This is a genomic window from Chitinophaga terrae (ex Kim and Jung 2007), assembly GCF_900107795.1.
Lineage (GTDB): Bacteria > Bacteroidota > Bacteroidia > Chitinophagales > Chitinophagaceae > Chitinophaga > Chitinophaga terrae.
Genome location: NZ_FNRL01000009.1, coordinates 113,401 through 138,087 on the forward strand (window position 1 = coordinate 113,401; position 24,687 = coordinate 138,087).

At 46.4% G+C, this 24,687-nt stretch carries 21 protein-coding genes; 8 read left to right on the top strand and 13 right to left on the bottom strand.

Translation table 11 applies throughout. From position 1 onward, the window contains the following. Positions 1–11: 11 nt before the first annotated feature. Entirely contained in the window at positions 12–1,007 is a 996-nt protein-coding gene (gene holA, locus BLV62_RS11840) for a DNA polymerase III subunit delta (RefSeq protein WP_089761865.1), read from the bottom strand. Between the two features lie 5 nt (positions 1,008–1,012). Beyond that, positions 1,013–1,738: a ribonuclease H-like domain-containing protein gene (locus tag BLV62_RS11845; protein WP_089761866.1), complete on the bottom strand. Its 726-nt coding sequence runs from the start codon at positions 1,736–1,738 to the stop codon at positions 1,013–1,015. 101 nt (positions 1,739–1,839) lie between these two features. On the opposite strand from BLV62_RS11845, the gene BLV62_RS11850 reads away from it, so the two are divergent. Next, positions 1,840–2,802, top strand: a complete 963-nt coding sequence (locus BLV62_RS11850; RefSeq protein WP_089761868.1) for a TrbJ/VirB5 family protein — start codon at positions 1,840–1,842, stop codon at positions 2,800–2,802. Between the two features lie 562 nt (positions 2,803–3,364). Further along, a complete protein-coding gene (locus tag BLV62_RS11855; RefSeq protein WP_089761870.1) occupies positions 3,365–3,760 on the top strand; it encodes a response regulator in 396 nt (131 codons plus the stop codon). A gap of 88 nt (positions 3,761–3,848) precedes the next feature. Here BLV62_RS11855 and BLV62_RS11860 read toward each other — a convergent pair whose 3' ends face one another. Then, the gene (locus BLV62_RS11860; RefSeq protein ID WP_089761872.1) at positions 3,849–5,492 is read right to left on the bottom strand and encodes an ABC-F family ATP-binding cassette domain-containing protein; all 1,644 of its coding nucleotides are present in this window, start codon (positions 5,490–5,492) and stop codon (positions 3,849–3,851) included. A gap of 266 nt (positions 5,493–5,758) precedes the next feature. Here BLV62_RS11860 and BLV62_RS11865 point away from each other — a divergent pair, with 266 nt between their 5' ends. Beyond that, positions 5,759–6,421 carry a carbonic anhydrase gene (locus BLV62_RS11865; RefSeq protein WP_089761874.1) on the top strand — a complete coding sequence of 221 codons (663 nt, stop codon included), beginning with the start codon at positions 5,759–5,761 and terminating at the stop codon, positions 6,419–6,421. Further along, positions 6,421–7,239: a glutamate racemase gene (gene murI / locus BLV62_RS11870; protein WP_089761876.1), complete on the top strand. Its 819-nt coding sequence runs from the start codon at positions 6,421–6,423 to the stop codon at positions 7,237–7,239. Before BLV62_RS11865 ends, murI begins: the two co-directional genes overlap by 1 nt. A gap of 69 nt (positions 7,240–7,308) precedes the next feature. On the opposite strand, the gene BLV62_RS11875 is transcribed toward murI, so the two are convergent. The 8 genes from BLV62_RS11875 to BLV62_RS11910 all read right to left on the bottom strand — a co-directional run bounded on the left by BLV62_RS11875 (position 7,309) and on the right by BLV62_RS11910 (position 17,092). Continuing rightward, on the bottom strand, positions 7,309–9,357 hold the full coding sequence (locus tag BLV62_RS11875) for a S9 family peptidase (RefSeq protein ID WP_211117901.1): 2,049 nt from the start codon (positions 9,355–9,357) through the stop codon (positions 7,309–7,311). A 111-nt stretch (positions 9,358–9,468) separates the two neighbouring features. Next, complete coding sequence (locus BLV62_RS11880) at positions 9,469–10,851, bottom strand: Gfo/Idh/MocA family protein (protein ID WP_089761880.1); 1,383 nt, start codon at positions 10,849–10,851, stop codon at positions 9,469–9,471. Between the two features lie 272 nt (positions 10,852–11,123). Next, positions 11,124–11,888 (bottom strand): succinate dehydrogenase/fumarate reductase iron-sulfur subunit, encoded by a 765-nt coding sequence (locus BLV62_RS11885; RefSeq protein ID WP_089761881.1) that lies wholly within the window; start codon positions 11,886–11,888, stop codon positions 11,124–11,126. Positions 11,889–11,951: 63 nt separating this feature from the next. Beyond that, positions 11,952–13,925, bottom strand: a complete 1,974-nt coding sequence (locus BLV62_RS11890; protein ID WP_089761883.1) for a fumarate reductase/succinate dehydrogenase flavoprotein subunit — start codon at positions 13,923–13,925, stop codon at positions 11,952–11,954. Positions 13,926–13,936: 11 nt separating this feature from the next. Next, positions 13,937–14,629, bottom strand: a complete 693-nt coding sequence (locus BLV62_RS11895) for a succinate dehydrogenase cytochrome b subunit (protein WP_089761885.1) — start codon at positions 14,627–14,629, stop codon at positions 13,937–13,939. A gap of 189 nt (positions 14,630–14,818) precedes the next feature. Continuing rightward, on the bottom strand, positions 14,819–15,382 hold the full coding sequence (locus tag BLV62_RS11900; protein ID WP_089761887.1) for a hypothetical protein: 564 nt from the start codon (positions 15,380–15,382) through the stop codon (positions 14,819–14,821). Positions 15,383–15,405: 23 nt separating this feature from the next. Continuing rightward, positions 15,406–16,224 (bottom strand): N-acetylmuramic acid 6-phosphate etherase, encoded by an 819-nt coding sequence (murQ, locus tag BLV62_RS11905; protein WP_089761889.1) that lies wholly within the window; start codon positions 16,222–16,224, stop codon positions 15,406–15,408. Positions 16,225–16,243: 19 nt separating this feature from the next. Then, positions 16,244–17,092: an acetate and sugar kinases/Hsc70/actin family protein gene (locus BLV62_RS11910; protein WP_089761891.1), complete on the bottom strand. Its 849-nt coding sequence runs from the start codon at positions 17,090–17,092 to the stop codon at positions 16,244–16,246. 179 nt (positions 17,093–17,271) lie between these two features. Here BLV62_RS11910 and BLV62_RS11915 point away from each other — a divergent pair, with 179 nt between their 5' ends. The 3 genes from BLV62_RS11915 (at position 17,272) to BLV62_RS11925 (ending at position 20,079) form a co-directional block, all read left to right on the top strand. Beyond that, on the top strand, positions 17,272–18,885 hold the full coding sequence (locus BLV62_RS11915; protein ID WP_225889649.1) for a S41 family peptidase: 1,614 nt from the start codon (positions 17,272–17,274) through the stop codon (positions 18,883–18,885). After that, positions 18,882–19,187, top strand: coding sequence for a hypothetical protein (locus tag BLV62_RS11920; protein ID WP_089761895.1), 306 nt, complete (start codon positions 18,882–18,884; stop codon positions 19,185–19,187). Before BLV62_RS11915 ends, BLV62_RS11920 begins: the two co-directional genes overlap by 4 nt. A 112-nt stretch (positions 19,188–19,299) precedes the next feature. Continuing rightward, a complete protein-coding gene (locus BLV62_RS11925; RefSeq protein ID WP_089761897.1) occupies positions 19,300–20,079 on the top strand; it encodes a LuxR C-terminal-related transcriptional regulator in 780 nt (259 codons plus the stop codon). A gap of 63 nt (positions 20,080–20,142) precedes the next feature. Here the strand turns inward: BLV62_RS11925 and BLV62_RS11930 are convergent, their stop codons facing one another. Further along, a complete protein-coding gene (locus BLV62_RS11930; RefSeq protein WP_089761899.1) occupies positions 20,143–22,263 on the bottom strand; it encodes a carboxy terminal-processing peptidase in 2,121 nt (706 codons plus the stop codon). Between the two features lie 224 nt (positions 22,264–22,487). Between BLV62_RS11930 and BLV62_RS11935 the strand changes: the two genes are divergently transcribed. Continuing rightward, positions 22,488–23,744 carry an MFS transporter gene (locus BLV62_RS11935; protein ID WP_089761901.1) on the top strand — a complete coding sequence of 419 codons (1,257 nt, stop codon included), beginning with the start codon at positions 22,488–22,490 and terminating at the stop codon, positions 23,742–23,744. Between the two features lie 294 nt (positions 23,745–24,038). On the opposite strand, the gene BLV62_RS11940 is transcribed toward BLV62_RS11935, so the two are convergent. Next, a complete protein-coding gene (locus tag BLV62_RS11940; RefSeq protein ID WP_089761903.1) occupies positions 24,039–24,533 on the bottom strand; it encodes a YkgJ family cysteine cluster protein in 495 nt (164 codons plus the stop codon). Between the last annotated feature and the right edge of the window lie 154 nt (positions 24,534–24,687).

Here is a 24,687-nt window from a genome sequence, read left to right on the forward strand (position 1 = left end):
AAATATTTGTTTTAGTTCATGATCTTATACATCAGTTCTTTCAGCAGCTCACCATCTTCTACCCCGCTATCGTTTACGCCTATACTCCGCAGGTTGTATTGATGCAGGAGCAGCACAGCTTTTTCGGTACCCTCGGGGCCGTACTGGCGGGCGGCATTCATATAATCCTTCACAAAAAACGGGTGTACGCCCAACGTGCTGGCCACTTCTTTTTCGTTTCCTTTAACGCTGAAGATCAGGTTCACTTTTGCGAAGAAGTTATAAAGGGCAGGCAGTGTCATCTGGATAGGCGCTGCTTTGGGATTAGCGGCAAAGTAGGCGATAATGCGATAGACTTTGGAAGTATCTTTCTGGCCTAAAGCATTTTGCAGTTCGAACACGTTGTATTCTTTACTGATACCCACATATTTCTCTATATCGCCTTCGTCGATCTTCTTCTGGGCCGGGAGGTTAACCAGGAGCTTATCGATTTCATTGGCAATGCGGGAAAGGTCGTTGCCGATATGATCTACCAGGAGGATGGCTGCTTTCTGTGAAATAGCGAGTCCCTGGCCGCTTACGTAGGCTTCTACCCAGGCAGGCAACTGGTTGTCGTAAAGTTTTTTGGTAGACAGCAGTACCCCTTTTTCTTTGATCAGTTTAGCCAGTTTGCTTCGCCCGTCGATCTTGCCCTGTTTATGGGCTACTACAAATATGGTAGAAGACAGGGGGTTATCTATATAGGCTTCCAGTTTAAGCAGGTCTTTCATTGCCTGCGCTTCTTTCAGGATAACTACCTGTCTTTCAGCAAACATGGGATATCTCCTGCAGGCATTGACAACAGTAGACCAGTCGGTATCTTTCCCGTACAGGACTGTCAGGTTAAATCCTCTTTCCGCTTCGGGCAACAGTTGGTGTTCCGCGTAGGCGGTCACCTGGTCTATGAAGAAATCCTCTTCTCCTTCCAGCCAGTATAACGACTTGAATTTCTGTTGCTTCCAGTCTTTAATAATATCTTGATACTCCATGTAGCTTATTTAACGATAACGATATCTTCGGGTTGTAAAACAGGTAACTGCTTGAATTTGAGCAGCAGTTGCGCAACTGCGATCACATCTTTCTGACAATAGGTGACGATGCGTTGCAGGTCTTTTTCTTCCCAATATACCTTTCCTACCATACTGCCGTCTATATCATCCTTTGGCGTGGCTATGCCCATGATAGCTGTCAGCAGTTTCAGGGAGATATAATACCTGTTGTCTCCAAACCTCCAGAGATGCAGCGTATCCAGCATAGGCACCTCCCAGGGTTTAAAGCCATGCAGTTGCAGTGGCTGGGGCAAAGATAAATGATGAATAACAGAACGCCTGCAAATAAAAGGAATATCAAACTCTTTTATGTTATGCCCGGCAAACTGGAAACGGGGATGCTTGTTATGGAACCTGGATATGAGATCCAAAAAGTCGGCAAGCAATGCTTTTTCATCATCTCCATGGAACGATTTTAACCGGAGTTGATAGCGGTTATCTTCGATGCTGAAAAAACCGACTGATATACAAACGATTTTCCCGAACTCCGCATAGATGCCGGCCCTGTCAAACCACGCTATTTCTTCGCTTCCCGAAACTGGCGCAGTTTTTGCGTTTTTGTCACGCCAGAGCTGCTGCATGTCTTCTGATAAATGCTCTATTGTTGGTGCAGCCGGAGTTGTCTCTATGTCAAGCAACAATAATTGATCTAACGCAATATTAGGAAGCACGATTGAGTAACGATTTTATACTATTATAAAATAGGAATATTATAAGTACTTTTGAATAACGATTTTTAACCATATAACAACTAAACATAAAACTCACAACTATGACGGAGAACACTTTTAACACACCTGCACCGGGATCTCCCGGACCAGAAAAACCTAAGAGCCGCAATGGGCTAATTTACGGTATTTTGATTGCAGCGCTTGCAGGTACCTGGATATATATGTTATACGACAAAAATAAATCCAGCGAACAAATCACACAAAAGAACGTTCAAATAGATTCTATCGCATCGTCAAGGGATAATTTACAACAAGAGTATAACGCAGCTACTGCGCGGTTGGATGACCTGGTTTCACAGAACAGCCGTATGGATAGCCTGGTTAAAACAAAGGATAAAGAGATCCAGGACATGAAAGCCAGGATTTCCAGCATCCTCAGTAACAAAAATGCGACCCAGGCCCAACTGGCTGAAGCCCGCAGGTTGATAGAACAATTGAAATCCAACATTGAGGGTTACCAGCAAACCATTGAGCGACTGGAAGGTGAAAAGATCGTGCTGGCCGGAGAAAGGGATATTGCAAGAAAAGAACGCGATTCTGTATCCGTAGTGAAAGACAGTCTGAATAAGAAAGTGGACCTGGCTTCTGTATTGCATGCTTCCAATATCCACCTGCAACCAATCAGGGTTAAAGGCAATGGTAAAGAAGTGGAAACTACCAAAGCCAAACGCGCCGATATGATGAGAGTAACTTTTGACCTGGATGATAACAGGGTTGCTCCAACCGGTGATAAAGAAATTTATGTGGCGATCACTGCTCCTGACGGTTCTCCTTTAGCAGTGGAAGCTTTAGGCTCCGGACGTTTCACACTGGAAGACGGTACCGAGAAATTATATACCGCTAAGAAAACTGTTTCTTATGTTACCGGTCAGAAATTACCTGTCACTATGGACTGGAAACAGAATTCCGATTTCAAACCAGGCGACTACGCTGTCGAAATCTACCACAACGGTTACAAAATCGGCGAGGGTAAAGTAACCTTGAGAAAAGGCGGTTTGTTCTAGATTTCACGCAAAGGGGTTTCACGCAAAGACGCAAAGGAGCAAAGAAGCATAAGATTTTTTTTAAGGAAAATAAGAAAGCAAAGGAAGCGAAGATTATGTTATAAAACATTCTTCGCTTCCTTTGCTTTCTTATTTTCCTTAAAAAAAATCTTATGCTTCTTTGCTCCTTTGCGTCTTTGCGTGAAACCCCTTTGCGTGAAATCCCGGTGCGGAACTTTTCTTGATAGTTTTTTAGCGGTTAAAATTTGTTAACGATTAGTTATTGATAAAAATATATATATAAAAATAAAATTAAATTAACGTTCTTTGCTACCACAATGATAGCCGGAGGCCAAACAGTGTACCCAGATCAATACCAGACTAGAACTAGAATGTGACAACAAAGTCGATTTGCCATTATTAACCCGTGAACGAAGACAGTGTAATGCACTACCCCTGTGAGTGAATTATTCTTCTTTTGCAACAAAGCGGATTAACGACGCGCGATTTTACTTCTATAGTCCTGTTCCTGGTGCTCTCCCGCTATTAAGGATCAGATATGAAGCCCAACTAAAACTGAAGCATGGAAGACATGAACAAAATTGTGTACGTCGTTGATGACGATGAAATTTTTCATTTCATTATCACAAAGATGCTAAGGCAGCAAAGCGACCAACTAACGGTTACCTCTTTCCTGTGTGCTGAAGAGGCACTGGAAAAACTGTCCAGCGGTCCTCAATCTCAACTGCCCGCATTGATCATCCTTGATATGAATATGCAAAGAATGAATGGGTGGGACTTTATTGAAGCGTACAGGGGACTTAAGAGTACTTTGAAAAACACAATCCCTATTATAATGTGTTCGTCCTCTGTGGATGTTCGTGATATGCAAAAAGTACAACATACACCAGAACTGATGGCATACATCACCAAGCCATTGGATAAAAACAAATTAAAGGTTATAGAAGAATACCTGTAATTATCTTACTGTTATCGTTACCTTATTATAAAGCAAAGAGGGTGTACCGGAAACCGATACACCCTCTTGCTTTTATACGTTAGCCTGCTTATGCAGGTACTCCTGTGTTATACATTTCTTCTCTCAATGCTTTTACCCTGTCGTCGGCCAGGTACTCATCGAAGGTCATCATCCTGTCGATAATTCCTTTAGGCGTCAGTTCGATGATCCGGTTAGCAACCGACTGCATGAAGGTATGGTCATGTGTAGTGAACAATACGATACCTTTATAATTGATCATGCTTTCGTTGAAAGCCTGGATAGATTCCAGGTCGAGGTGGTTGGTAGGCTCATCGAGGATCAGTACATTCGGATCCTGCAACATCATGCGGCTGATCATGCAACGTACTTTTTCTCCTCCGCTCAGCACAGATGTTTTCTTCATGATCTCATCTCCGCCGAACAGCATCTTACCCAGGAATCCACGCAGGAACGGCTCATCCACATCGGTTACGTGAGGCGGAACGTACTGGCGCAGCCAATCCATCAGGTTCAGGTTCTTGTCTGTAAAGTAAGCGGCATTATCGTTTGGCAGGTATGCGCTGGTTACGGTAGTACCCCATTCATACTTGCCGCCGTCGGCCTGTGCTTCGTTGTTGATCACTTCAAAGAAAGTGGTTAAAGCCAGGTGATCTTTAGAGAGGAACGCGATCTTATCGCCTTTATTCACAGAAAAAGTAACGTCGGTGAACAACTTGCGTCCGTCCACTGATTTTTCCAGTTTCTCCACATTCAATATCTGGTTACCAACTTCACGTTGTTGTTTGAAAATGATACCAGGATATTTACGGTTGGAAGGTTGGATATCTTCAATCACCAGTTTCTCAAGGGCTTTCTTACGGGAAGTAGCCTGTTTACTTTTGGAAGCGTTGGCGCTAAAGCGGGCAATGAAGTCGAGGAGGTCTTTACGTTTCTCTTCCATCTTCTTGTTCTTATCCGCGATCTGGCGGGCCATCAGTTGAGAAGACTCGTACCAGAAGGAATAGTTACCGGAGAAGATCTGGATCTTGGCGCGGTCTACATCGGCAACGTGCGTACAAACGGCATCCAAGAAGTGACGGTCGTGGGATACAACGATCACGATATTTTCATAGTCGGCCAGGAAGTTTTCCAGCCAGCCGATAGTTTCAACATCGAGGTCGTTCGTCGGCTCGTCCAGCAGCAGGATATCCGGGTTTCCGAATAAAGCCTGCGCCAGCAAAACACGCACTTTCATGCTACCTGCAATGTCTTTCATCAATACATTGTGCAACTCTTCTTTAACGCCGAGATCGCCCAGCAGTACGCCGGCATCGCTTTCAGCAGTGTAACCACCCATTTCGCCGTATTCGCCTTCCAGTTCGCCAGCGCGGATGCCATCCTCTTCGGTAAAATCCTCTTTTGCGTAGATAGCATCTCTTTCTTTGGCAATTTCCCAAAGTTTTTTATTACCCATCAGTACGGCATTCAATACCGTAACTTCATCAAATTCAAAGTGGTTCTGCTTCAGCACGCTCATACGCTCGCCCGGCGTGATCTCAACTGTCCCTTTGTTGGGCTCGATTTCGCCGGATAATATCTTCAGGAAAGTCGACTTTCCCGCTCCATTAGCCCCAATCACACCATAACAGTTTCCCTTGGTGAAATTGAGGTTTACTTCGTCAAACAATACTCTCTTTCCAAAAGAGAGCGTTACGTTTTTAACACTGATCATGCTTACTGTGTAAATTTTGAAGCTGCAAAGGTACTGATTTTGTATTGGCTTTCCAAGCTGCGAAACGAAGAGATAACAAGGCTGTAAGGCCCTTAGAACAATAAATTTATATATTGACTATTATATGCATAACCCCTGCCCTGCCCCATTGCGGAAATCCGCGTCCCAATAAAATAAATCTCCGCCGAAATCTTCAACCAGCGATTACATCAAAATTATAAGTCATTTCGTATGTATCTTTAGCGCACTAAATCAATCTAACCACAATGACTGCTTATAACCAGATATTTGAGAACAACAGGCAATGGGTTGCCGCCAAAACACGTACCGACGCAGAGTTTTTCGAAAAAATGGCGGACACTCAATCACCCGCTTATCTGTATATCGGGTGCAGCGACAGCCGTGTTCCGACCAACGAGATTATGGGTCTTGAAGCCGGGGAAGTATTTGTGCATCGCAACATTGCCAACCTTGTTCCGAATACCGACCTCAACGTTATGTCAGTGATCAATTATGCTGTTGTTCACCTGGAAGTAAAACACATCATTGTTTGCGGCCACTATAACTGCGGAGGCGTGAAAGCTGCCATGCAGGCGAAAGACCTGGGTATCCTTAACCCATGGTTAAGAAATATCCGCGACGTTTACCGCTTGCACATGGATGAACTGAACGCAATCAAAGATGAACACGAAAGATATAACAGGCTGGTAGAACTGAACGTACAGGAGCAATGTATCAATGTGATCAAAACCGCTGCTGTTCAGAAGTCTTACGTTGCAAAAGGATATCCTACTGTCCATGGCTGGGTATATGACCTGAAGAACGGTATGCTGAAAGATCTGCAGATCGACTTTGAAGGGGTATTGCACGAAATCCAGCGGATCTACGATCTTACCGGCTCCGGCTTAATGCAAAAAGAGAACGAATAATGGGACCTATAGGCGTTTTCGATTCCGGCTACGGTGGCTTAACCGTGTTAAAAGAAATAGTCGCTGAGCTGCCGCAATACGATTATATATACCTTGGCGACAATGCCCGTGCGCCTTATGGCAACCGGGGTTTCGATACCATTCATGCCTATACGCTGGAATGCGTGGAGAAACTCTTCGGAATGGGCTGCCCGCTGGTGATCCTGGCCTGCAACACCGCATCTGCCAAAGCTTTGCGTACCATCCAGCAGAAAGACCTGCCCAACATCGCCCCCGACAACAGGGTGCTCGGCGTTATCAGGCCTACTTCCGAAATGGTTGGCACCATTACAGAAACCGGTGAGATCGGGATACTGGCCACTAACGGTACCGTATCATCGGAGTCGTACCCGCTGGAGATCCATAAGTTCTTTCCCCAGGTAAATGTTCACCAGCTGGCCTGCCCAATGTGGGTGCCGCTGATAGAAAACAATGAACATGAAAGCGAAGGGGCTGATTATTTTGTAAAAGAATATATCGATAAGATCCTTTCAAAAGCAGAAAACATCGACACCCTGGTACTGGGCTGCACCCATTACCCGCTGCTGATGAAAAAGATCAAACAATACCTGCCCGGGGGCATTACCGTACTTTCACAAGGCAAGATCGTTGCGCATAGCCTGAAAGACTATCTCCGGAGACACCCGGAAATGGAAACCAGGTTGAGCAAACATAAGCAACAACAGTTCTTTACCACAGATGATCCGGCGATCTTTGACAAGATGGCCGAGATATTTTATGGTAAAAGTGTTCAGAGCAGGAAAATGCAAACGAGATAAGCCCCGTACGCATCGGGCACAAAAAAGCCTCCCGCTGTTTGACAGGGGGAGGCTTTCTTTATATAGATCCTATTTTCCTTCCAGCTTCAGCAAGAATGAATATTCCAGTGCCACTTCTTCAAGGGCCTTGTACCTTCCGCTGGCCCCGCCATGGCCTGCCTCCATATTGGTATGCAGCAACAGCAGGTTATGGTCGGTTTTCATCTCTCTTAATTTAGCTACCCACTTGGCAGGTTCATAGTATTGTACCTGCGAATCGTGCAAACCGGTTGTCACCAGCATGTTCGGATAATTAACACGTTGCACATTGTCGTAAGGCGAATAGGATTTCATGTAATCATATGAATCCTTATTCTTTGGATTACCCCATTCGTCGAATTCGCCGGTCGTTAACGGGATGCTCTCGTCAAGCATGGTAGTTACCACGTCTACGAACGGTACCTGGGCTATCACGCCATGGAAGAGGTTAGGCTTCATATTTACTACAGCGCCCATCAGCAAGCCGCCGGCGCTGCCTCCCATCGCATACAGGTGCGAGGTATCTGTATAATGTTGCTGAACAAGGTATTCTGCACAGGCAATAAAATCGGTGAAGGTATTCTTCTTCTTGAATAATTTCCCGTCTTCATACCATTGGCGGCCCATTTCCTGGCCTCCCCTGATATGCGCTATGGCGTAGGCAAATCCCCTATCGAGCAAACTAACTAAATCCGAATCGAATTCCACGTCCATGCTGTAACCATAAGAGCCATATCCATAAAGCAAAAGCGGGTTTTTCCCGTTCTTTTCAAATGTTTTCTTATAAACAATTGAGATAGGGATCTTGGTGCCATCGCTGGCTGTAGCAAACAAACGCTCTGTGGCATAGTCTTTCGGATCATAACCTCCCAATACTTCCTCCTGCCGCTTTAATTCGGAATTACCGGTTTCCATGTTGTAGTCGTACACAGAACTGGGGGTAATTAAAGAAGTATAGTTGTATCGCAGCTCTTTGCTGTCCATTTCCCGGTTAGTTCCTATAGAAACGGTATACGTAGTTTCAGAGAAAGGAATGAATTTTTCCTGGTGTTTCTTTTCGTCTATGACCCTTAGCCGGGTAAGTCCGTCTTTCCGTTCTGCCAGTACCATGAAATCTTTGAAGATCTCCATTCCCTGCAGCAACACGTCACTGCGATTAGGTATCAGTTCTTTCCAGTTCTGCCGGCTTGTTTGTGCAAGAGGCGTTTGCATCAGGCGAAAATTGAGCGCATCCCAGTTGGTTACGATATAGAACTTATCATCGCGGTGTTCGATGGAATAGAGCATATCCTTCGTTCTTGGCTGGAATATCCTGAAGGCTTCGGTGGGTTTATTGGCATCCACGATGCGGCTTTCAGACGAAAGCGTGCTTTCACTTTCGATGACGATATATTGTCCTGACTTTGTTTTACGGACGCTTACGTCATACGTTTCATCTGTTTCGTTATAGATCTCTTTATCGTTGCTGTCGCCTAATTGATGACGCAGTACTTTACAAGACCTTAAGGTAACTGTATCCTTCTTCGTGTAGAACAATGTTTTATTATCGGCAGCCCAGGCGCTGGCCGGCGTAGCATCCGGGATGTTGTCCGGAAGCAGTTCGTTCGTTTCCAGGTTCTTAACCTTGATGGTATAACGGCGACGGCTAACCGTATCGATGGCGTAAGCCAGCAGTTTGGCGTCGGGACTTACGTTAATGCCGGCAACGTGGCAGTAGGCGTGTCCTGCAGCCAGTTCGTTGACATTCAGGATCACCTGTTCGGCGGCTTCCAGGCTTCCCTTTTTACGGCAGAAAATAGGATATTCTTTTCCTGCTTCGTAACGGGAGTAATAGTAGTAACCGTTTTTGAGGTAGGGAACAGACTGATCTGTTTCCTTGATACGTGCTTTCATCTCTTCGAACAGCTTTGAACGCAGTTTCTTCTCCGGCGCCATAATGGTGTCGAGGTAGGCGTTTTCAGCTTTGAGATAATCGATCACCTTTGGATTTTCGGGATCGTTCAGCCAGTAATAGTTGTCAATCCGCTTATCGCCGTGGATTGTCAGTTCTTTGGGGATCTTTTCAGCCACAGGCGGCTGAATATCTTGCGCTGAGTTCATTCCTTTCTTCTTTTCGTTACATGATAATAACGCAATCGTTCCCATAAGCAACAAAAAATTACCCTGGAAGTTCTTAGGCATATGAGATAGTTTTAAATAAGTATACTAAAGTTAGATGACTTGCATCTTTACCGGGTCCCAGTGCATGATCTTTTTACTGAAGTAGCTTTCGTTGGCCAGGAGCGCCGGACCGGCAGCCCTGAGGCCAAATACGGCATCTTCTATTACAGGTTTGCCGGTGCGCATAGACTCGAAGAAATTTGTAAAATGATCGAGCCTGTCGTCGTATCCTTTAGGAGCAGCAAAATTGTTCGTGTATTGTTCGCCGTTGCGGGTATTGGCAGGATATTTTGCATCGTAGTTCTTTACAAACTGCGTCTGCTGTGCGGCAGGGAAAGTGCGGAAAGTATCCCATCCTCCGTAGCCCGGCGCTTCAGGGAGTTTATGTTTGATCACTTTAAAATCGTTCCAGCCCATTTCTATAACTCCTTCGTTGCCTATGAGGCGGGTGTATTCTCCTCCGCCGCTGCCATCGGCGAAGTTTACCCTTAAGGTCATCTGGAAAGCCTGGTGTTCTTTGGTTTCAGGGTAGTTGAAGATGGCCACTACCACATCCGGTACGTCTCTGCCATCTTTCCATTGTACGAGGTTGCCGCTGGCGTAAATGGATTCAGGGCCCAGGGAGCCGGTGATGTAATGCAGACCGGTGATGAGATGAACGAACAGGTCGCCGGGGATGCCGGTACCGTATGCCTGGTAATTTCTCCAGCGGAAGAAGCGTTTAGGGTCGAAAGGTACTTTGGCGGTATCTTTCAGGAAGGTGTCAAAATCGACAGTGGCAGGGGAAGCATCTGGCGGGATGGAGTATTGCCAGGCGCCGAGGGCGCTATGGCGGTCCATCCGGGCCTCTACGACGTTCAGCTGGCCGATTGCCCCCGCCTGGTAGCGTTTGCGCGCTTCTGCAAGCGCCACGCTGCTTACCCGCTGGCTGCCCACCTGGAATACAGCTTTCGTACGTTTCTGGGCTTCTATCACCTTATGCCCTTCGGCTATCTGCTGTACCATAGGTTTTTCGCAGTATACTGCTTTCCCTGCCTCCATGGCGTCGATAGCGATGGTATCGTGCCAGTGATCGGGAGTTGCAATGATCACAGCGTCTATATCTTTTCGTTTCAGGAGTTCCCTGTAATCGCGGGTTGTTTGAATATGTGAGCCAAATACTTCTTTACATCTTGTCAAGTGGCCATCGTACAGGTCGGCTACCCCTACCAGTTCCACTCCCGGTACTTTCAGCGCTGTTTCCACATCGCCAAATCCCATGATCCCCATTCCAATTCCTGCTATCCTGATCTTGTCATTAGCGGATATCTTTTTTTCGGGTTGAAGTATGGTGTATTTTTCTTTTTCAGATGCTAACGCGGAAAGCTGGCCTATGCCCAGTAAAGCGGCGGTGCTGCCTATGTTTTTAATGAATTTCCTGCGAGATTCAGACATTTTATTTGTGTTTTAAGGGTGACATAGCCACACATAATACAAAAAAATCCGCTCCCCGCAAAGTGGGCGCACGGAGATTTCACGCGGAGGTTTCACGCAAAGAAGCAAAGAAGCAGAGAAGCATAAGAAATTATTAAGGATAATAAGAAAGCAAAGGAGTTGAAGATAGTGCTATAATACACTCTTCAACTCCTTTGCTTTCTTAATTATCTTAAAAAAATCCTTTGCGAACTTTGCTTCTTTGCTTCTTTGCGTGAAATCTCCGCGTGAGACTATTTTTCAGAGCCGAAGCCAGCCGCAATGAACTGCCTGTTCAGGCGGGCAATGTTGGTAAGAGAGATCTCTTTAGGGCATTCAGCTTCGCAGGCGCCGGTGTTGGTACAGCTACCAAAACCTTCTTTATCCATTTGCGCTACCATGTTCAATACACGGGTTTCTTTTTCAGGTTCGCCCTGAGGTAAGAGGGCCAGCTGGGAAACTTTGGCAGAAACGAACAGCATCGCTGAAGAGTTTTTGCAGGCAGCAACGCAGGCGCCGCAACCGATGCAGGCAGCAGCAGCGAAAGCCATATCTGCTTTATGTTTTTCTACCGGGATGTTGTTCGCATCCTGTGCGTTACCAGTGTTAACGGATATATAACCACCTGCTTCGATGATGCGATCAAAAGCAGAACGGTCTACCACCAGGTCTTTCACCACAGGGAAAGCGCCGGCTCTCCATGGCTCAACGGTGATGGTATCGCCGTCTTTAAATGCGCGCATGTGCAGCTGGCATGTGGTAGTACCAGCCCAAGGACCGTGCGCACGGCCGTTGATATGCATAGAGCACATACCACAGATACCTTCGCGGCAATCGTGGTCGAATGCAATCGGATCTTTTCCTTCGCTGATCAGTCCTTCGTTTACCACATCGAACATTTCAAGGAAAGACATTTCAGAAGAAATGTTCTTAGCCTGAATTGTTTCAAATCCACCCTGATCGTTTTTGTTTTTTTGCCTCCACACTTTTAATGTGAGGTTCATGTTATAATGTTCCATAGTTCCTGGACAATTATTTGATTATTATAAACCTGGTGAGTTGTCAGCAACTCATCAATTACCTTATTTATAGCTACGTTGAGAAGGTTTCACCTCTTCGAATACCAGCGGTTCTTTATGCAGTACATAGTCGCTCGGGCCTTTGTATTCCCATGCTGCTACATAGCTAAAGTTCTCATCATCACGTTTTGCTTCTCCATCTTCTGTCTGAGATTCTTCTCTGAAGTGACCACCGCAGGATTCGCGACGGTTCAGGGCGTCGATACACATCAATTCGCCCAGTTCCAGGAAGTCTGCAACGCGGCCGGCTTTTTCCAGTTCAGGGTTCATTTCATTCAGGCCGCCAGGGATACGAACATCTTTATAGAATTCGGCTCTCAGGGCTTTAATCTCTTCGATTGCTTCTTTCAGACCTTGTTCGTTACGCGCCATACCGCATTTATCCCACATGATCTTACCCAGTTTCTTATGGAAATGATCTACTGATTTGGTTCCTTTGATGTTGATCAACCTGTTCAGCGTATCTTTCACTTTCTGTTCAGCGGCTACGAACGCCGGGTGATCAGTAGGAATTGCTTTAACGCGGATCTCATCTGCCAGGTAGTTACCTAAAGTGTAAGGGATTACGAAGTAACCGTCGGCCAGTCCCTGCATCAGTGCAGAAGCACCTAACCTGTTGGCGCCGTGGTCAGAGAAGTTGGCTTCACCCAGGGAGTACAGGCCAGGTACGGTGGTTTGCAGTTCATAGTCAACCCACAGACCGCCCATGGTATAGTGTACAGCAGGATAGATACGCATTGGCGTTTCATATGGGTCTTCTCCTGTGATCTTCGCATACATATCGAAGAGGTTACCATATTTTTCTACCACTACTTCCTTACCCATTTTGATGATCTCTTCTTTGGAAGCGTTGTGCATCTGGCGTTTACCGGCTTCGATATGTCCGTAACGCTCGAATGCCGCGGCAAAATCCAGGTATACTGCCTGTTTGGAAGTACCTACGCCATAACCGGCGTCGCATCTTTCTTTGGCAGCGCGGGAAGCCACGTCGCGGGGTACGAGGTTACCGAAGGCAGGGTATCTTCTTTCCAGGTAATAATCTCTTTCATCTTCAGGGATATCGCTGGCTTTGCGGTTATCGCCTTTTTTCTTTGGCACCCAGATACGACCGTCGTTACGGAGGGATTCCGACATGAGGGTCAGTTTAGACTGGTGATCGCCGGAAACCGGGATACAGGTAGGGTGAATCTGGGTGAAGCAAGGGTTAGCGAAGAAAGCGCCGTTTTGGGTCGCTTTCCAGGCGGCAGTGACGTTAGACCCCATTGCGTTGGTAGAGAGGTAGAATACGTTGCCGTATCCACCGCTACAGATGAGAACAGCATGCCCGAAGTGGCGTTCCAGTTCGCCGGTGATGAGGTTGCGGGCGATGATACCACGAGCTTTTCCATCGATCTTTACGATGTCGAGCATTTCGTGACGACTATACATAGTTACAGTACCCAGGGCTACCTGACGTTCGAGAGCAGAGTAAGCGCCCAGGAGGAGCTGTTGGCCTGTTTGGCCGGCAGCGTAAAAAGTACGTTGAACCTGAGTACCGCCAAAAGAACGGTTGCTCAGTAATCCGCCATATTCGCGGGCAAAGGGAACACCTTGCGCCACGCATTGGTCGATGATGTTTCCGCTTACGGAAGCCAGGCGGTAAACGTTGGCTTCGCGGGCGCGGTAGTCACCACCTTTAACAGTATCGTAGAACAGACGGTAAACGGAGTCGCCGTCATTTTGATAGTTTTTAGCAGCATTGATACCACCCTGAGCAGCAATACTGTGTGCACGGCGGGGGCTATCCTGAAAGCAGAATGCTTTTACTTTATATCCCAGTTCACCAAGAGATGCAGCGGCGGAAGCACCAGCCAGACCTGTACCGATAATGATAACTTCCAGGTTACGTTTATTGGCAGGGTTCACCAGTTTGCAATGCCCTTTATATTCTTCCCATTTTGATTCTATCGGGCCGTGAGGAATTTTTGCATCCAACATATATTCTTACTTTACAGAGATGTTTTGAAATAAATTACAATCGGGATAATAGCGAAACCAACAGGAATGGCTATACCAAAGATCCACAGACCAATGAAATTGATCAGGCCATTGTACTTCTTGTGGTTCAAACCGAAAGTCTGAAAAGCACTTTTAAAACCATGGATCAGGTGAAATGATAACGCGATCATGGAGATCACATAAATAATTACAACCCATAAGTTTTGGAAAGCGTCGTAAGTAACGGTGTAGAGATCTTTCAGCGGATGCGCAACTCCTTCATAAGTTTGCATCGGCATCTCACTGTAATGGAATTTGGCCCAGAACTGTGCGAGGTGAATAACGATGAAGATAAAAAGGATGCTTCCCATGATAGCCATCTGGCGGCTGAACCAGGAAGAAGTTTGGTTGCCCGCATGAACCGTGTATTTCACCGGACGGGCTGCCCTGTTGCTAAAAGTGAGCTGTATCGCAATGAATGCGTGTAACAGGATCACAATTTTCAGCCCCCAGGCAATAAATTGAATCAGGCCGTTATGGCCCATGAATGCTGCATATTCGTTAAAGGCCTTCCCCTTATCGTCCTGCAACAATTGTAAGTTACCTGCCAGGTGCACTAAAACGAAACTGCAAAGAAACAAGCCGGTAGCACCTACCAATAACTTCTTACCGATAGAGGTATTAAAGAACTGTGACCACTTCATAAGTAAAATTCTAAGCTTCCAGTGTAATAAAGATGATTTGAAATGTCGGGCAAATTTAAAGCAGGAAAAATAAAAACCAAATGATATTTATCAGGTTTTATAACACATTAAACTAAAAACGTCCACATTATTGATTGACAATCAACTATCAATCACATAATATCTTTCATTTTTTACTGAAAATTTAATTTATTCGAGACGTTTTAGCATAATATTATCCACCATATTATACAAATGTGAAGGTTGATATGTTCGCCATTTATCGTCTTCCAACAGGTGTACATAGTGATCCAACTTCGCCCGCCTGAACTCGTCCCGGGTTTGTACAGGCATATCCAGCGCCACTATCCAGCCGCCTTCATCCCTGATATCTTCCCACCACTCTTCATAATAACAATCATCCGATGAATGAAAATTCATCACATTCTCAGCAATTAAAATGAATTTGCGGATGCCCTGGGCGATCAGTACGTCTATAATATTCCGCTTCATGGTTTCGATATCATTATCAATGGTATCGTTCCATTCTCCAAGCAGTTCTATAATGACGAAGTTAAACTGGTAGTCAGTGAACAGGATCTTCATATACAGGTTGCGCGAACCGAATTCGTCCCACTGCGGATGTATATAATAATTATACACCGCATTCGAATATTCAAACTCGCTATACTCCCGCCCGTAAAAAGGCGAGTATTCATCTTCCTCGGCTGTGTATAAATGCCGCCAATTGTAATATGGTTCTATATCGTGCATACCTGTACAAAGGTCTGTTTAAATCACTTTTTCGCAAAATCAGCTACCGCTTTTTTTACGCTTCCGGCTTTTAACAGCAAAGCCTGGGCAGCTTCATAATCCGTCAGCGACAACTGCTCCATCAACATCTTCACTCCCCTGTCTACCAGCTTCTCATTGCTCAGCTGCATATTCACCATTTTATTGTCTTCTACCCTCCCCAACTGGATCATCACGGAGGTACTGATCATATTCAATACCAGTTTTTGCGCGGTACCGCTTTTCAGGCGGGTGCTTCCTGTTACAAACTCAGGCCCTACCACTACCTCTACCGGGAAATCGGCAGCTGCTGACAAGGGCGTATCCGGGTTGCAACTGATGCTGCCGGTAACAATACCGTGTTTGCGGCACTCGTTCAGCGCGGCAATCACATAAGGCGTAGTTCCACTGGCTGCAATACCTATCACTACGTCCTTATCCGTAATATTATGTGCCTTCAGGTCTTCCCATCCCTGGGTGCGACTGTCTTCCGCAAATTCAACCGCCTGGCGGATGGCAGTATCACCGCCGGCTATCAGCCCTATCACCAGGCCCTGGGGCACGCCAAAAGTAGGCGGACATTCGGAAGCATCCACCACTCCTAAACGCCCGCTTGTTCCGGCGCCCATATAAAAAAGGCGGCCGCCTGCCAGCATCTTGTCGGATACGGCGTTCACCAGTTTTTCGATCTGTGGAATGGCTTTCTCTACTGCCAACGGAACAGTCTGATCTTCTTTATTCATGTTCACCAACAGCTCATGAACGCTCATCTTTTCCAGATGGCGGTAATGCGATGGCTGTTCCGTTACTTTTACAAATGACATATTTATCTCTTAAAAATGATTAACGATGGTATTCCAGCAACCCGGTTATTGGGCTGCGCAAGATCTGGCCTAACGACAGTTCATACAGTTCACATAGTTCCTGGATGATGTCCCGGAACGAATAGGCGATGCCCCCGGTGAAATGCAGACTGCTGGTCCAGCTTTCCCTGTATTTGTAAATATGGTTAAAGAAGAAATCATTCAATCCGTCTTCCAGGATATTTTCCACCATAAAATGTCCCCTGTTCTCTGAAAGAAAAGCAGCATACTGCGCCAGGTAGCGGTTGGCCAACGGCTTGCGGTAAACGTTTTCCAGGATTTCGTCTTTGTTGGTATGGTACTTATATTCGAACCGTGCATGCAGGTCGGAATCGAAGCTGTTGTAGAGATAATATTGCAGTACTTTCCTTCCCAGGTAAGCTCCGCTTCCTTCATCTCCCAAAATATAACCAAGACCAGGGTTGTTCCTGACAATCTCGGTTCCATCGTAATAACAGGAATTAGAACCTGTTCCCAGTATGCAGGCAACTCCCGGCTGTTTCCCGCATAGCGCGCGGGCAGCGCCCATCAGGTCGTGATGCACTTCCGCCCTGGCAGCAGGCCATACTGTATTGATAGCTGTGGTTACCAGTTCCAGGTTCTTCGGTTGCGAAAGGCCTGTTCCGTAAAAATATACCTCGGTTACTTCCGCTCCTGCAGGTAGCTGAGGCGCCAGTTCCGTTTCCAAAATTGCCCTGATCTGCTCCGCAGATTGGAAATAAGGGCTAACTCCCTGTGTATGAAGGACGAGAGGTTCTCCTCCTCCCAACACTCCCCATTCCGTTTTGGTAGACCCACTATCCGCTACCAGCTTTATTCCAGCGCTCATACCCGGTTAATTGTATAATTAAAGAATGAATTATGCTATTTTTGCCACAATTTAAAGAAAAGGGGTCCACAAAAGCAAACCTCTTCATTTAAGAGTGAAAGTACATGTCTGTGGCCGACCACTCACACAACATGCTTAACAGATTGGTCATATAAATTTAGCGGGATAATAATCTGAATATGTCAAACAGGAAACTGAATGTTTTTCTTCCACTTCTTTTTGCGGTAGTGCTGGCCCTCGGAATGTTCCTTGGCCATAAAATGCCCGGATCAGGCAACAACGGCACCACCGTATTTTTCACAAAACCCTCCCGAGGTCCGCTCCAGGAAGTAATGGATCTCATTAAAACAAAATATGTAGATACTCTCAATACCGATAAATTACAACAGGAAGCGATAGAAGGATTGCTTTCCAAACTGGATCCTCACTCCATTTATATCACCCCGGAAGAATTACAACGGGTCACTGAAGATATGGATGGCAATTTTGAAGGAATAGGCGTAGAGTTTAATATTACCAACGATACGGTGAATGTAGTAAGCGTATTAAGCGGAGGGCCTTCAGAAACAGCAGGCGTCCAGACAGGCGATAAGATCCTGAAAGTGAACGATACCCTGGTAGCCGGCAACAGCATTACTGCCGAAAAGATCAGGAGATTATTACGGGGCCCTGCCGGTTCTATAGTAAACACCCAGGTGCTTCGCCAGCAAAAGACCATCACTATTCCTATCAAGCGCGGAGTGATTCCTTTATACAGCGTAGATGCAGCTTACATGGCTGCTCCTACTGTTGGTTATATTAAGATCAGCCGTTTTTCTGCCACTACATATGATGAGTTTATGAAAGCCATGCGCCAGCTGACGCAGCAAGGCATGAAAGAACTGATCATTGACCTGCGCCAGAACCCGGGCGGATACCTGGATGCAGCCGTAAGGGTAGCCGACGAATTGCTGGATGAAAATAAACTGATCGTTTACACGAAAGGAAAAGATTTCCCGAGGGCCGATTATAAAACCAAACGCCCGGGGTTATTCGAGAAAGGCGCACTGGCAATCCTTACAGACGAAGGTTCTGCATCCGCCAGTGAAATTCTGGCCGGCGCAATCCAGGACTGGGACCGGGGTGCGATCATCGGTCGCCGTACCTTCGGTAAAGGCCTAGTACAGGAGCAATATGATCTCGACAATGGGGGCGCCCTGCGTTTAACCGTTGCCCGTTATTACATCCCGTCCGGCAGAAGCATACAGAAGCCTTATGGCAAGGGCCATGATGATTACAACGACGATATCATGGAACGTTTAAACCATGGAGAGCTGGTAAATAAAGACAGTATAAAGATCAACGACACCGTTCCTTACAAAACAGCCGGCGGCCGCCGGGTATACGGAGGCGGCGGTATCACACCCGACTTCTTTATTCCATTTGATACGGCCAGGTTTACGCCCACACTAACGGCTATATATACACGTAATACGTTCGGCAATTTTGCATACCAGTATTATACCAATCACCGCGAAACATTCAAGGCGTATAAAGACGCTGCGGCGTTTGTAAAAGGGTTCCAGCCAACCGGCGAATTAATGAACGAATTCCTCAGTTTCGCGAAGAAAGACAGCATACCCGGACTGGATCGCCTGAGCGCCAAGGATGAAAACGAGATCCGCGTTCGCCTGAAAGCGATGCTGGCCCGCCAGTTATTCAGAACAGAAGGTTTCTATGAAACCATCAACCAGGACGATCCTATGGTGAAGAAAGCCCTGGAAGTAGTTTTGGATAAATCCAGTACCCCATGAACCTGAAACGACATTACCTGGTTCGCATCGCGGCCCTGGTATTGATACCAACGCTTACATTCTGCTTCTTTAATTTTTATGCTATACCCAAAGTGCGGGAATCGGGCAGGCCACATGGCGACCTGGCTATGGGCCCCGCTTTGCTGATGATAGCCGAGGTGCTGATCTGGTTGTTTGTGATATTCCTGGAAGGGGTCCTCTTCTGGATCCGCCGGCAGTACAGCCTGCGCAACGCCAACTTTACCCTGCTTGGAATAACCGTTGTGCTGGTATTGTTAATGGCGTTGACACTGATGCGTTAATTGTTTTTACCCAAATAATAGCCATTTCTAGCTATTGTTGCAGTAACAAAAAAAAATTAATTTTGGGCACAGCCTTTCTTTTCCCTGACTTATTGTTTCCCTGGATCAGATTATGAAAGTCGCCCAAACCTTTGAAAAGCATTTACAGCAGGTCTGTTTCCTTCCTGAAGAAATCGATCAACAGGGAGTATCTCAACTACTAGATAAGTTTGAACAGTTAGGTAATACTATGCTTAACACTGCACCGCTTTATTTCCTGATCGATTATACCAAGTCGCAGTACCTGCTCATGACAAATTCGACGCTGGAGATCACCAACCGCGATCCCCGGGAGTTCCTTGAAGGCGGTATCCCTATGCTGAAAAGCATTTACCAGCCAGACGATTTCAGGATATATAACGAGAAAATCTTCCCTGTGAACCTCCGGTTCCTCCAATCGCAGCCCCAGGCTATTCACCATGAATTTATCTTCTCCTATAATTTCAGGATAAAGCATAAGAATGGCAACATGGTGCCTATTTTACAGCGCGGCTGTTACCTGACTTCCCCTGTTACCGGCCAGCCTATTTACAGCCTCGGCATGGTAACAGATATTTCCCCTTTGAAGAAAGACAGGATCATTTACCAGACTATTGAAAGAAGAACGGAAAATGGAAGGCAACTGCTCGAGGAGAATTATTACTACCCTTACGAGGAAGACTCCCAGCTGTCGTCGCAGGAACTGAGGGTGCTGGGATATATGGCGGAAGGCTTGAGTAGCAAGCAGATTGCCTGGAAACTGAATATCGCTGAGAATACGGTCAATAATCACCGTAAAAACATGCTGAAGAAAACCAATACCAAGAATGTGGCTGAATTGATAGCTGTGGCCTGCCGGGCCCGTATCATATAAATAATAAAAACAGGAAGGCCGGCCAGGAGCGTTCCTGGCCGGCCTTCCTGTTTTTATTTGATCTTATTGATTTTTACGTTGCATTTTAGGCAGTGACTGGGCGATCAGGTCGTTCATCACGTTTACCGCTTCGTCCAGGTAGATATCTTTGGTCCTGGCTTTCAGCCAATCTTTGTTCCTGGCGAGTTTGGTAGTGTCGTTACCGAGTTTGTCGATATCCGATTTGATGTTCACTATGCTGAGCTCTTTCACTTTATCATTTACTGCGTCATATTTCTTCAAAGCAGCAGTATTTGTTTTTTGCTCGGTTTTGTAGGTCTGGATATTGAGAGAATAGCTATCCTGTTTTTCCAGCTTTTTCAGGGTGCTGAGATTTTCGTTCAGCAGCTTGAAAGCAGGGCTGGCAGCCATTCTTTTTTCGCTGTTCTTTTTCAGTACTTCTGTATTTACAGGATTGTACCAGGGCGTAAACGCAGCTCTCGGAATTTCGTCCCATACCAGCGCATCAGAATCTTTACGTTCGCTAACCTCATAGTAAGGATCTGGCAATACGATATCGGAAGTCACGCCTTTCAGTTGGGTAGAACCGCCGTTGGCGCGATAGAATTTCTGTTGGGTGAGTTTCAGGGCACCAAGGCTGCTGCCGTCTTTAACCGGGTAGAAGTCGTCGAGGCTGAAAAGACGCTGAACGGTACCTTTACCAAAGGTTTGAGGACTGCCTATGATCACGGCGCGTTTGTAGTCCTGCATGGCAGCGGCCATGATCTCAGAAGCAGAAGCGCTGTATTCGTTCACCATGATAGCCAGCGGCCCGTCGTATTGTACATTTTTGTCCCTGTCTCTGAGCACTACGGCTTCTCCTCCTCTTGAACGCACCTGTACCACAGGGCCTTCAGGGATGAACAGGCCGGCCATTTGTACTACGTCCTGCAGTGATCCGCCTCCGTTGAAACGTAAATCGAGGATGATACCATCTACTTTTTCGGCTTTCAGTTTAGCGACTTCTTTGGCTACGTCGTCGGCACTGCGGGCGCCGTTGCGGTCGTTGAAGTCGGCGTAGAACTCAGGCAGGTAGATATACCCGATCTTATGCTGCCCGTTGATGATAGCAGATTTCGCAAAAGTTTCCTCGGTAACGATTTCGTCTCTGACGATGGTGATCGCCTTGGTTGTTCCGTCTACGCTTTTTACGGTGAGGGTAACCGGCGTTCCTTTTTTACCGCGGATCAGTTTCACGGCGTCTTCAACCGGGTAGCCGGTGATATCTACGGGTTCGCTGTTTCCCTGTCCTACTTTCTGGATCACATCATTGGCTTTCAGTTGCCCCTGTTTCCAGCTAGGACTGCCTGTTACGATGCTTACCACTTTGATCTTATCGCCTTCTTCTTTCAGTTGGGCGCCGATACCATAGAATTTACCTGCCATCTGCTCTTCAAAAGCCCTTTTCTCATCTGGCGGGAAATAGTCGGTATGCGGATCCATTGTGGTAGTAATAGCGTTCACATACAGGTTGAAACGGTCGTTATCGTTTTGCCTGTTTTTTAGTCTTTCGAAGTAGCGATCGTACAGTTGTTTTACTTTCTGACGGGCTTCTACTTCCAGTTCAGCATCTGTTTTGGATTTGAGGCTGTCTTTACCCTTGTCTTTTTCTCTTTGTTCCTGCAGGTCTGTCAGTTTTTCGAGCGTACGGTATTTCAGCACCTTGCGCCAGGATTCTTTCCGGGCGGCTTCGTCGGCGGGAAAATCGATCTTGTCAGGGTCCAGGGTTACAGTTTCGTTTACAGAGAAATCGAAAGGTTTAGCCAGGATTTCAGGGTAGATGGCTGCAGCTTCGGCCACTCTTTGTTTTATCAACGCGTTTATACTGCGGAAGCAATCTACAGGAGCGCCCATCAGTTCATCATCAATGTGAGAAGAGAGGGGTTCCAGTTTCACCACGTCTGATTTCAAAAAGAATTTCTTTTCTGTATCGAGGCTACGCAGATATTTATTGAAAACTTCCTTGGAAAACTTATCGTCAATAGGTTTGGGTTGGTAATGTCCTTCTTTCAGCATCTGGCCAACAAGGTTCATGATCACCTCGTAACGGGCAGGCGGGTCTTCCTTGTGTCCCTGTTTGCTGAAGGCCAGCACCCCTGCTGAAATGCTGATCAGGAGGACGGGTATAATCACTTTCAGTCTCATATGTATCTCAATTGTACTTAAACGTTATCAAATCAAATATAAAATAAAAACTACCGTTGATTAAGAATATTATTCCTTTTAACAAAAAATTGGGCCAAACGGAGCGGGGGCTTGTTAGATAACGGAAAAAAGCTGATAAATGTTGGCGAAAACGATTTCGTGAGATGAAGAAACAGGTGATTATTTTTTGATGCTTTTGTACCTTCACTTCAAAATTTTCAAGGGTGGACACTTCGGAATCGAAAAGAAATGATGCTTACGCCTCGTTAAGGTACGCTGAATTTAATTATTATCTGGTTATCAGGTTTGCTTTTGTCTTTGCGCTGGCCATGCAGTTTGCCATTATCGAATGGAAGGTTTATGCGTTATCCAAAGACCCTTTTTCATTGGGATTGATCGGGTTGGCAGAGGTGATCCCGGCGGTTTTGTTAGCACCGTTTGCCGGACACCTTGTCGATAAGCGGGAAAAGCGGGGAATGTTGCTGAAATGTGTGATCGCTTATCTTTTTATCAGTACCGCCCTGTTTATCCTGACCTGGGATAAAGCCGTTGAAGGCATTTCCACAGCCTGGGTATTAAATTTCATCTATTGCCTCGTATTTCTCGGGGGCATTGTCAGGGCTTTTACCAGTCCTTCTACTTTTAGTCTTTTATCGTTGCTGGTGCCTCGGGAACTGTATGCCAACGCTTCTACCTGGAGCAGCTCGGCCTGGCAGATCGGCGGGGTGTTGGGGCCTGCGCTGGGCGGCCTGCTGATCCACTGGATCGGGGTACACTGGTCTATGCTCTGTGTTGTGGCCGTGTTCCTGGCTCCTCTATACAGCCTTATCAAGATCCAGCCGAAACCAATTTATTACAAGTCGCAGGGCGAGAGCTTTTTCGAGGGGCTAACCAAGGGAATGCGCTTCGTCTGGAATACGAAAGTAGTATTGGGAGCGATGGCCCTCGATATGTTTGCCGTTCTGTTTGGCGGGGCGGTAGCCATGCTGCCGGCGTTCGCCACGGATGTATTGCATGTCGGATCTTTAGGCTATGGCCTGCTCCGGTCTGCACCCGCTGTGGGCGCATTGATCACCATGTTCATCCTGGCCCATAAACCGCTGGTGAACAGGCCGGGCATCAAGCTGCTGGCGGCAGTATTCGGGTTCGGGATCACCATTATCATATTCGGGTTATCCACCAGCTTCATATTATCCATGTTCATACTGTTGCTGAGCGGGGCGCTGGATGGGGTAAGCGTTATTATCCGGCAGACCATCCTGCAGCTCAAAACACCGGACGACATGCGTGGCCGGGTTGCCAGCGTAAGCTCTATGTTCGTTGGCTCATCCAACGAGCTGGGCGCCTTCGAAAGCGGTTTCATGGCCCGGGTCATGGGCCTGGTACCCTCTGTCGTCTTCGGCGGATGCGTGACCCTCGGAGTGGTGATCACCACATACATCATCTCCCCGGCCATGCGGAAGCTCGACCTCAAACCTTAGGTTCACGCAAAGGTTCACGCAAAGGCGCTAAGAAGGCAAAGGGACATAAGTTTTTTTTAAGGGGCGTAAGTTTTTTTAAGGAGTGTAAGTAAGGAATTTTATAAACAAAATTTAAGAGGGAAGATTGATAAATAGCAATAAATCAGCTATTTATCAATCTTCCCTCTTTTAATATCTTACTGCCTTACTTACTTATGTTCCTTAAAACTATCTTACTTACGCCTCTTAAATAAAAACTTACGCCCCTTAAAAAAAACTTATGTCCCTTTGCCTTCTTAGCGCCTTTGCGTGAAACTACAACCCCATCTGGGATTTGAGTTTTTCCAGGATGTAGAAGACGGCAGGACAGATGGTGCTATTTTCGTATGTGATCTTTGGGCGTTTGAAGAAGTCGTAGCTATCAGTGTATGGATAGTTGCTGCAGTCGCCGGGTCTTACATCGTAGATGCTGCAATAGTTGTCGGCTCCCAGGAAGGGGCAGGGAGAGAATTTCACCACATAATCTTCGTCGCTGTCTATACGGAGGTAGGTATTTATGAAATCTCCTTCTTTCATTCCCAGGTATTTGGAGATCCGGCGGATATCCGGAGCTTTGAAGCGGGGACTGATGGATTTGCAGCAATTGCCGCATTGCAGGCAGTCGATCTTTTCGAACGCTTCCTCATGCAGTTGAGGCAACAGCTTTTCTACCCCTTTTCCACGGCGGGATTGCAATTTTGTAAGGAACTGTTTGTTTTCTTTTTGTTTATCGCGGGCTTTTTGTTGCCAGTCGTCGTGCATTGTGCTCATTTGACTCCAAAGATAGGTAATTAGTTGCTGGACAAAAGTATGACACAAACATCGTTAAAGAGGTGGCTATTTATCACCGTTTAGGCTTGCTGTGGTTGATTGTTTGGCCGTTGCTTAAAATCTGCATAGCTTTGCGCATCTATTTCAAACTACC

Excerpts from the sequence above, each read along its gene's own strand:
- BLV62_RS11920 (WP_089761895.1), top strand. The coding sequence starts at position 18,882 with ATGAACCTGAAACGACATTACCTGGTTCGCATCGCGGCCCTGGTATTG.
- BLV62_RS11850 (WP_089761868.1), top strand. The coding sequence starts at position 1,840 with ATGACGGAGAACACTTTTAACACACCTGCACCGGGATCTCCCGGACCA.
- BLV62_RS11890 (WP_089761883.1), bottom strand. The coding sequence starts at position 13,925 with ATGTTGGATGCAAAAATTCCTCACGGCCCGATAGAATCAAAATGGGAA.
- murI (WP_089761876.1), top strand. The coding sequence starts at position 6,421 with ATGGGACCTATAGGCGTTTTCGATTCCGGCTACGGTGGCTTAACCGTG.
- BLV62_RS11875 (WP_211117901.1), bottom strand. The coding sequence starts at position 9,357 with ATGAACTCAGCGCAAGATATTCAGCCGCCTGTGGCTGAAAAGATCCCC.
- BLV62_RS11900 (WP_089761887.1), bottom strand. The coding sequence starts at position 15,382 with ATGCACGATATAGAACCATATTACAATTGGCGGCATTTATACACAGCC.
- BLV62_RS11915 (WP_225889649.1), top strand. The coding sequence starts at position 17,272 with ATGTCAAACAGGAAACTGAATGTTTTTCTTCCACTTCTTTTTGCGGTA.
- BLV62_RS11940 (WP_089761903.1), bottom strand. The coding sequence starts at position 24,533 with ATGAGCACAATGCACGACGACTGGCAACAAAAAGCCCGCGATAAACAA.
- BLV62_RS11930 (WP_089761899.1), bottom strand. The coding sequence starts at position 22,263 with ATGAGACTGAAAGTGATTATACCCGTCCTCCTGATCAGCATTTCAGCA.
- BLV62_RS11860 (WP_089761872.1), bottom strand. The coding sequence starts at position 5,492 with ATGATCAGTGTTAAAAACGTAACGCTCTCTTTTGGAAAGAGAGTATTG.
- holA (WP_089761865.1), bottom strand. The coding sequence starts at position 1,007 with ATGGAGTATCAAGATATTATTAAAGACTGGAAGCAACAGAAATTCAAG.
- BLV62_RS11910 (WP_089761891.1), bottom strand. The coding sequence starts at position 17,092 with ATGAGCGCTGGAATAAAGCTGGTAGCGGATAGTGGGTCTACCAAAACG.
- BLV62_RS11895 (WP_089761885.1), bottom strand. The coding sequence starts at position 14,629 with ATGAAGTGGTCACAGTTCTTTAATACCTCTATCGGTAAGAAGTTATTG.
- BLV62_RS11925 (WP_089761897.1), top strand. The coding sequence starts at position 19,300 with ATGAAAGTCGCCCAAACCTTTGAAAAGCATTTACAGCAGGTCTGTTTC.
- murQ (WP_089761889.1), bottom strand. The coding sequence starts at position 16,224 with ATGTCATTTGTAAAAGTAACGGAACAGCCATCGCATTACCGCCATCTG.
- BLV62_RS11885 (WP_089761881.1), bottom strand. The coding sequence starts at position 11,888 with ATGGAACATTATAACATGAACCTCACATTAAAAGTGTGGAGGCAAAAA.
- BLV62_RS11880 (WP_089761880.1), bottom strand. The coding sequence starts at position 10,851 with ATGTCTGAATCTCGCAGGAAATTCATTAAAAACATAGGCAGCACCGCC.
- BLV62_RS11865 (WP_089761874.1), top strand. The coding sequence starts at position 5,759 with ATGACTGCTTATAACCAGATATTTGAGAACAACAGGCAATGGGTTGCC.
- BLV62_RS11855 (WP_089761870.1), top strand. The coding sequence starts at position 3,365 with ATGGAAGACATGAACAAAATTGTGTACGTCGTTGATGACGATGAAATT.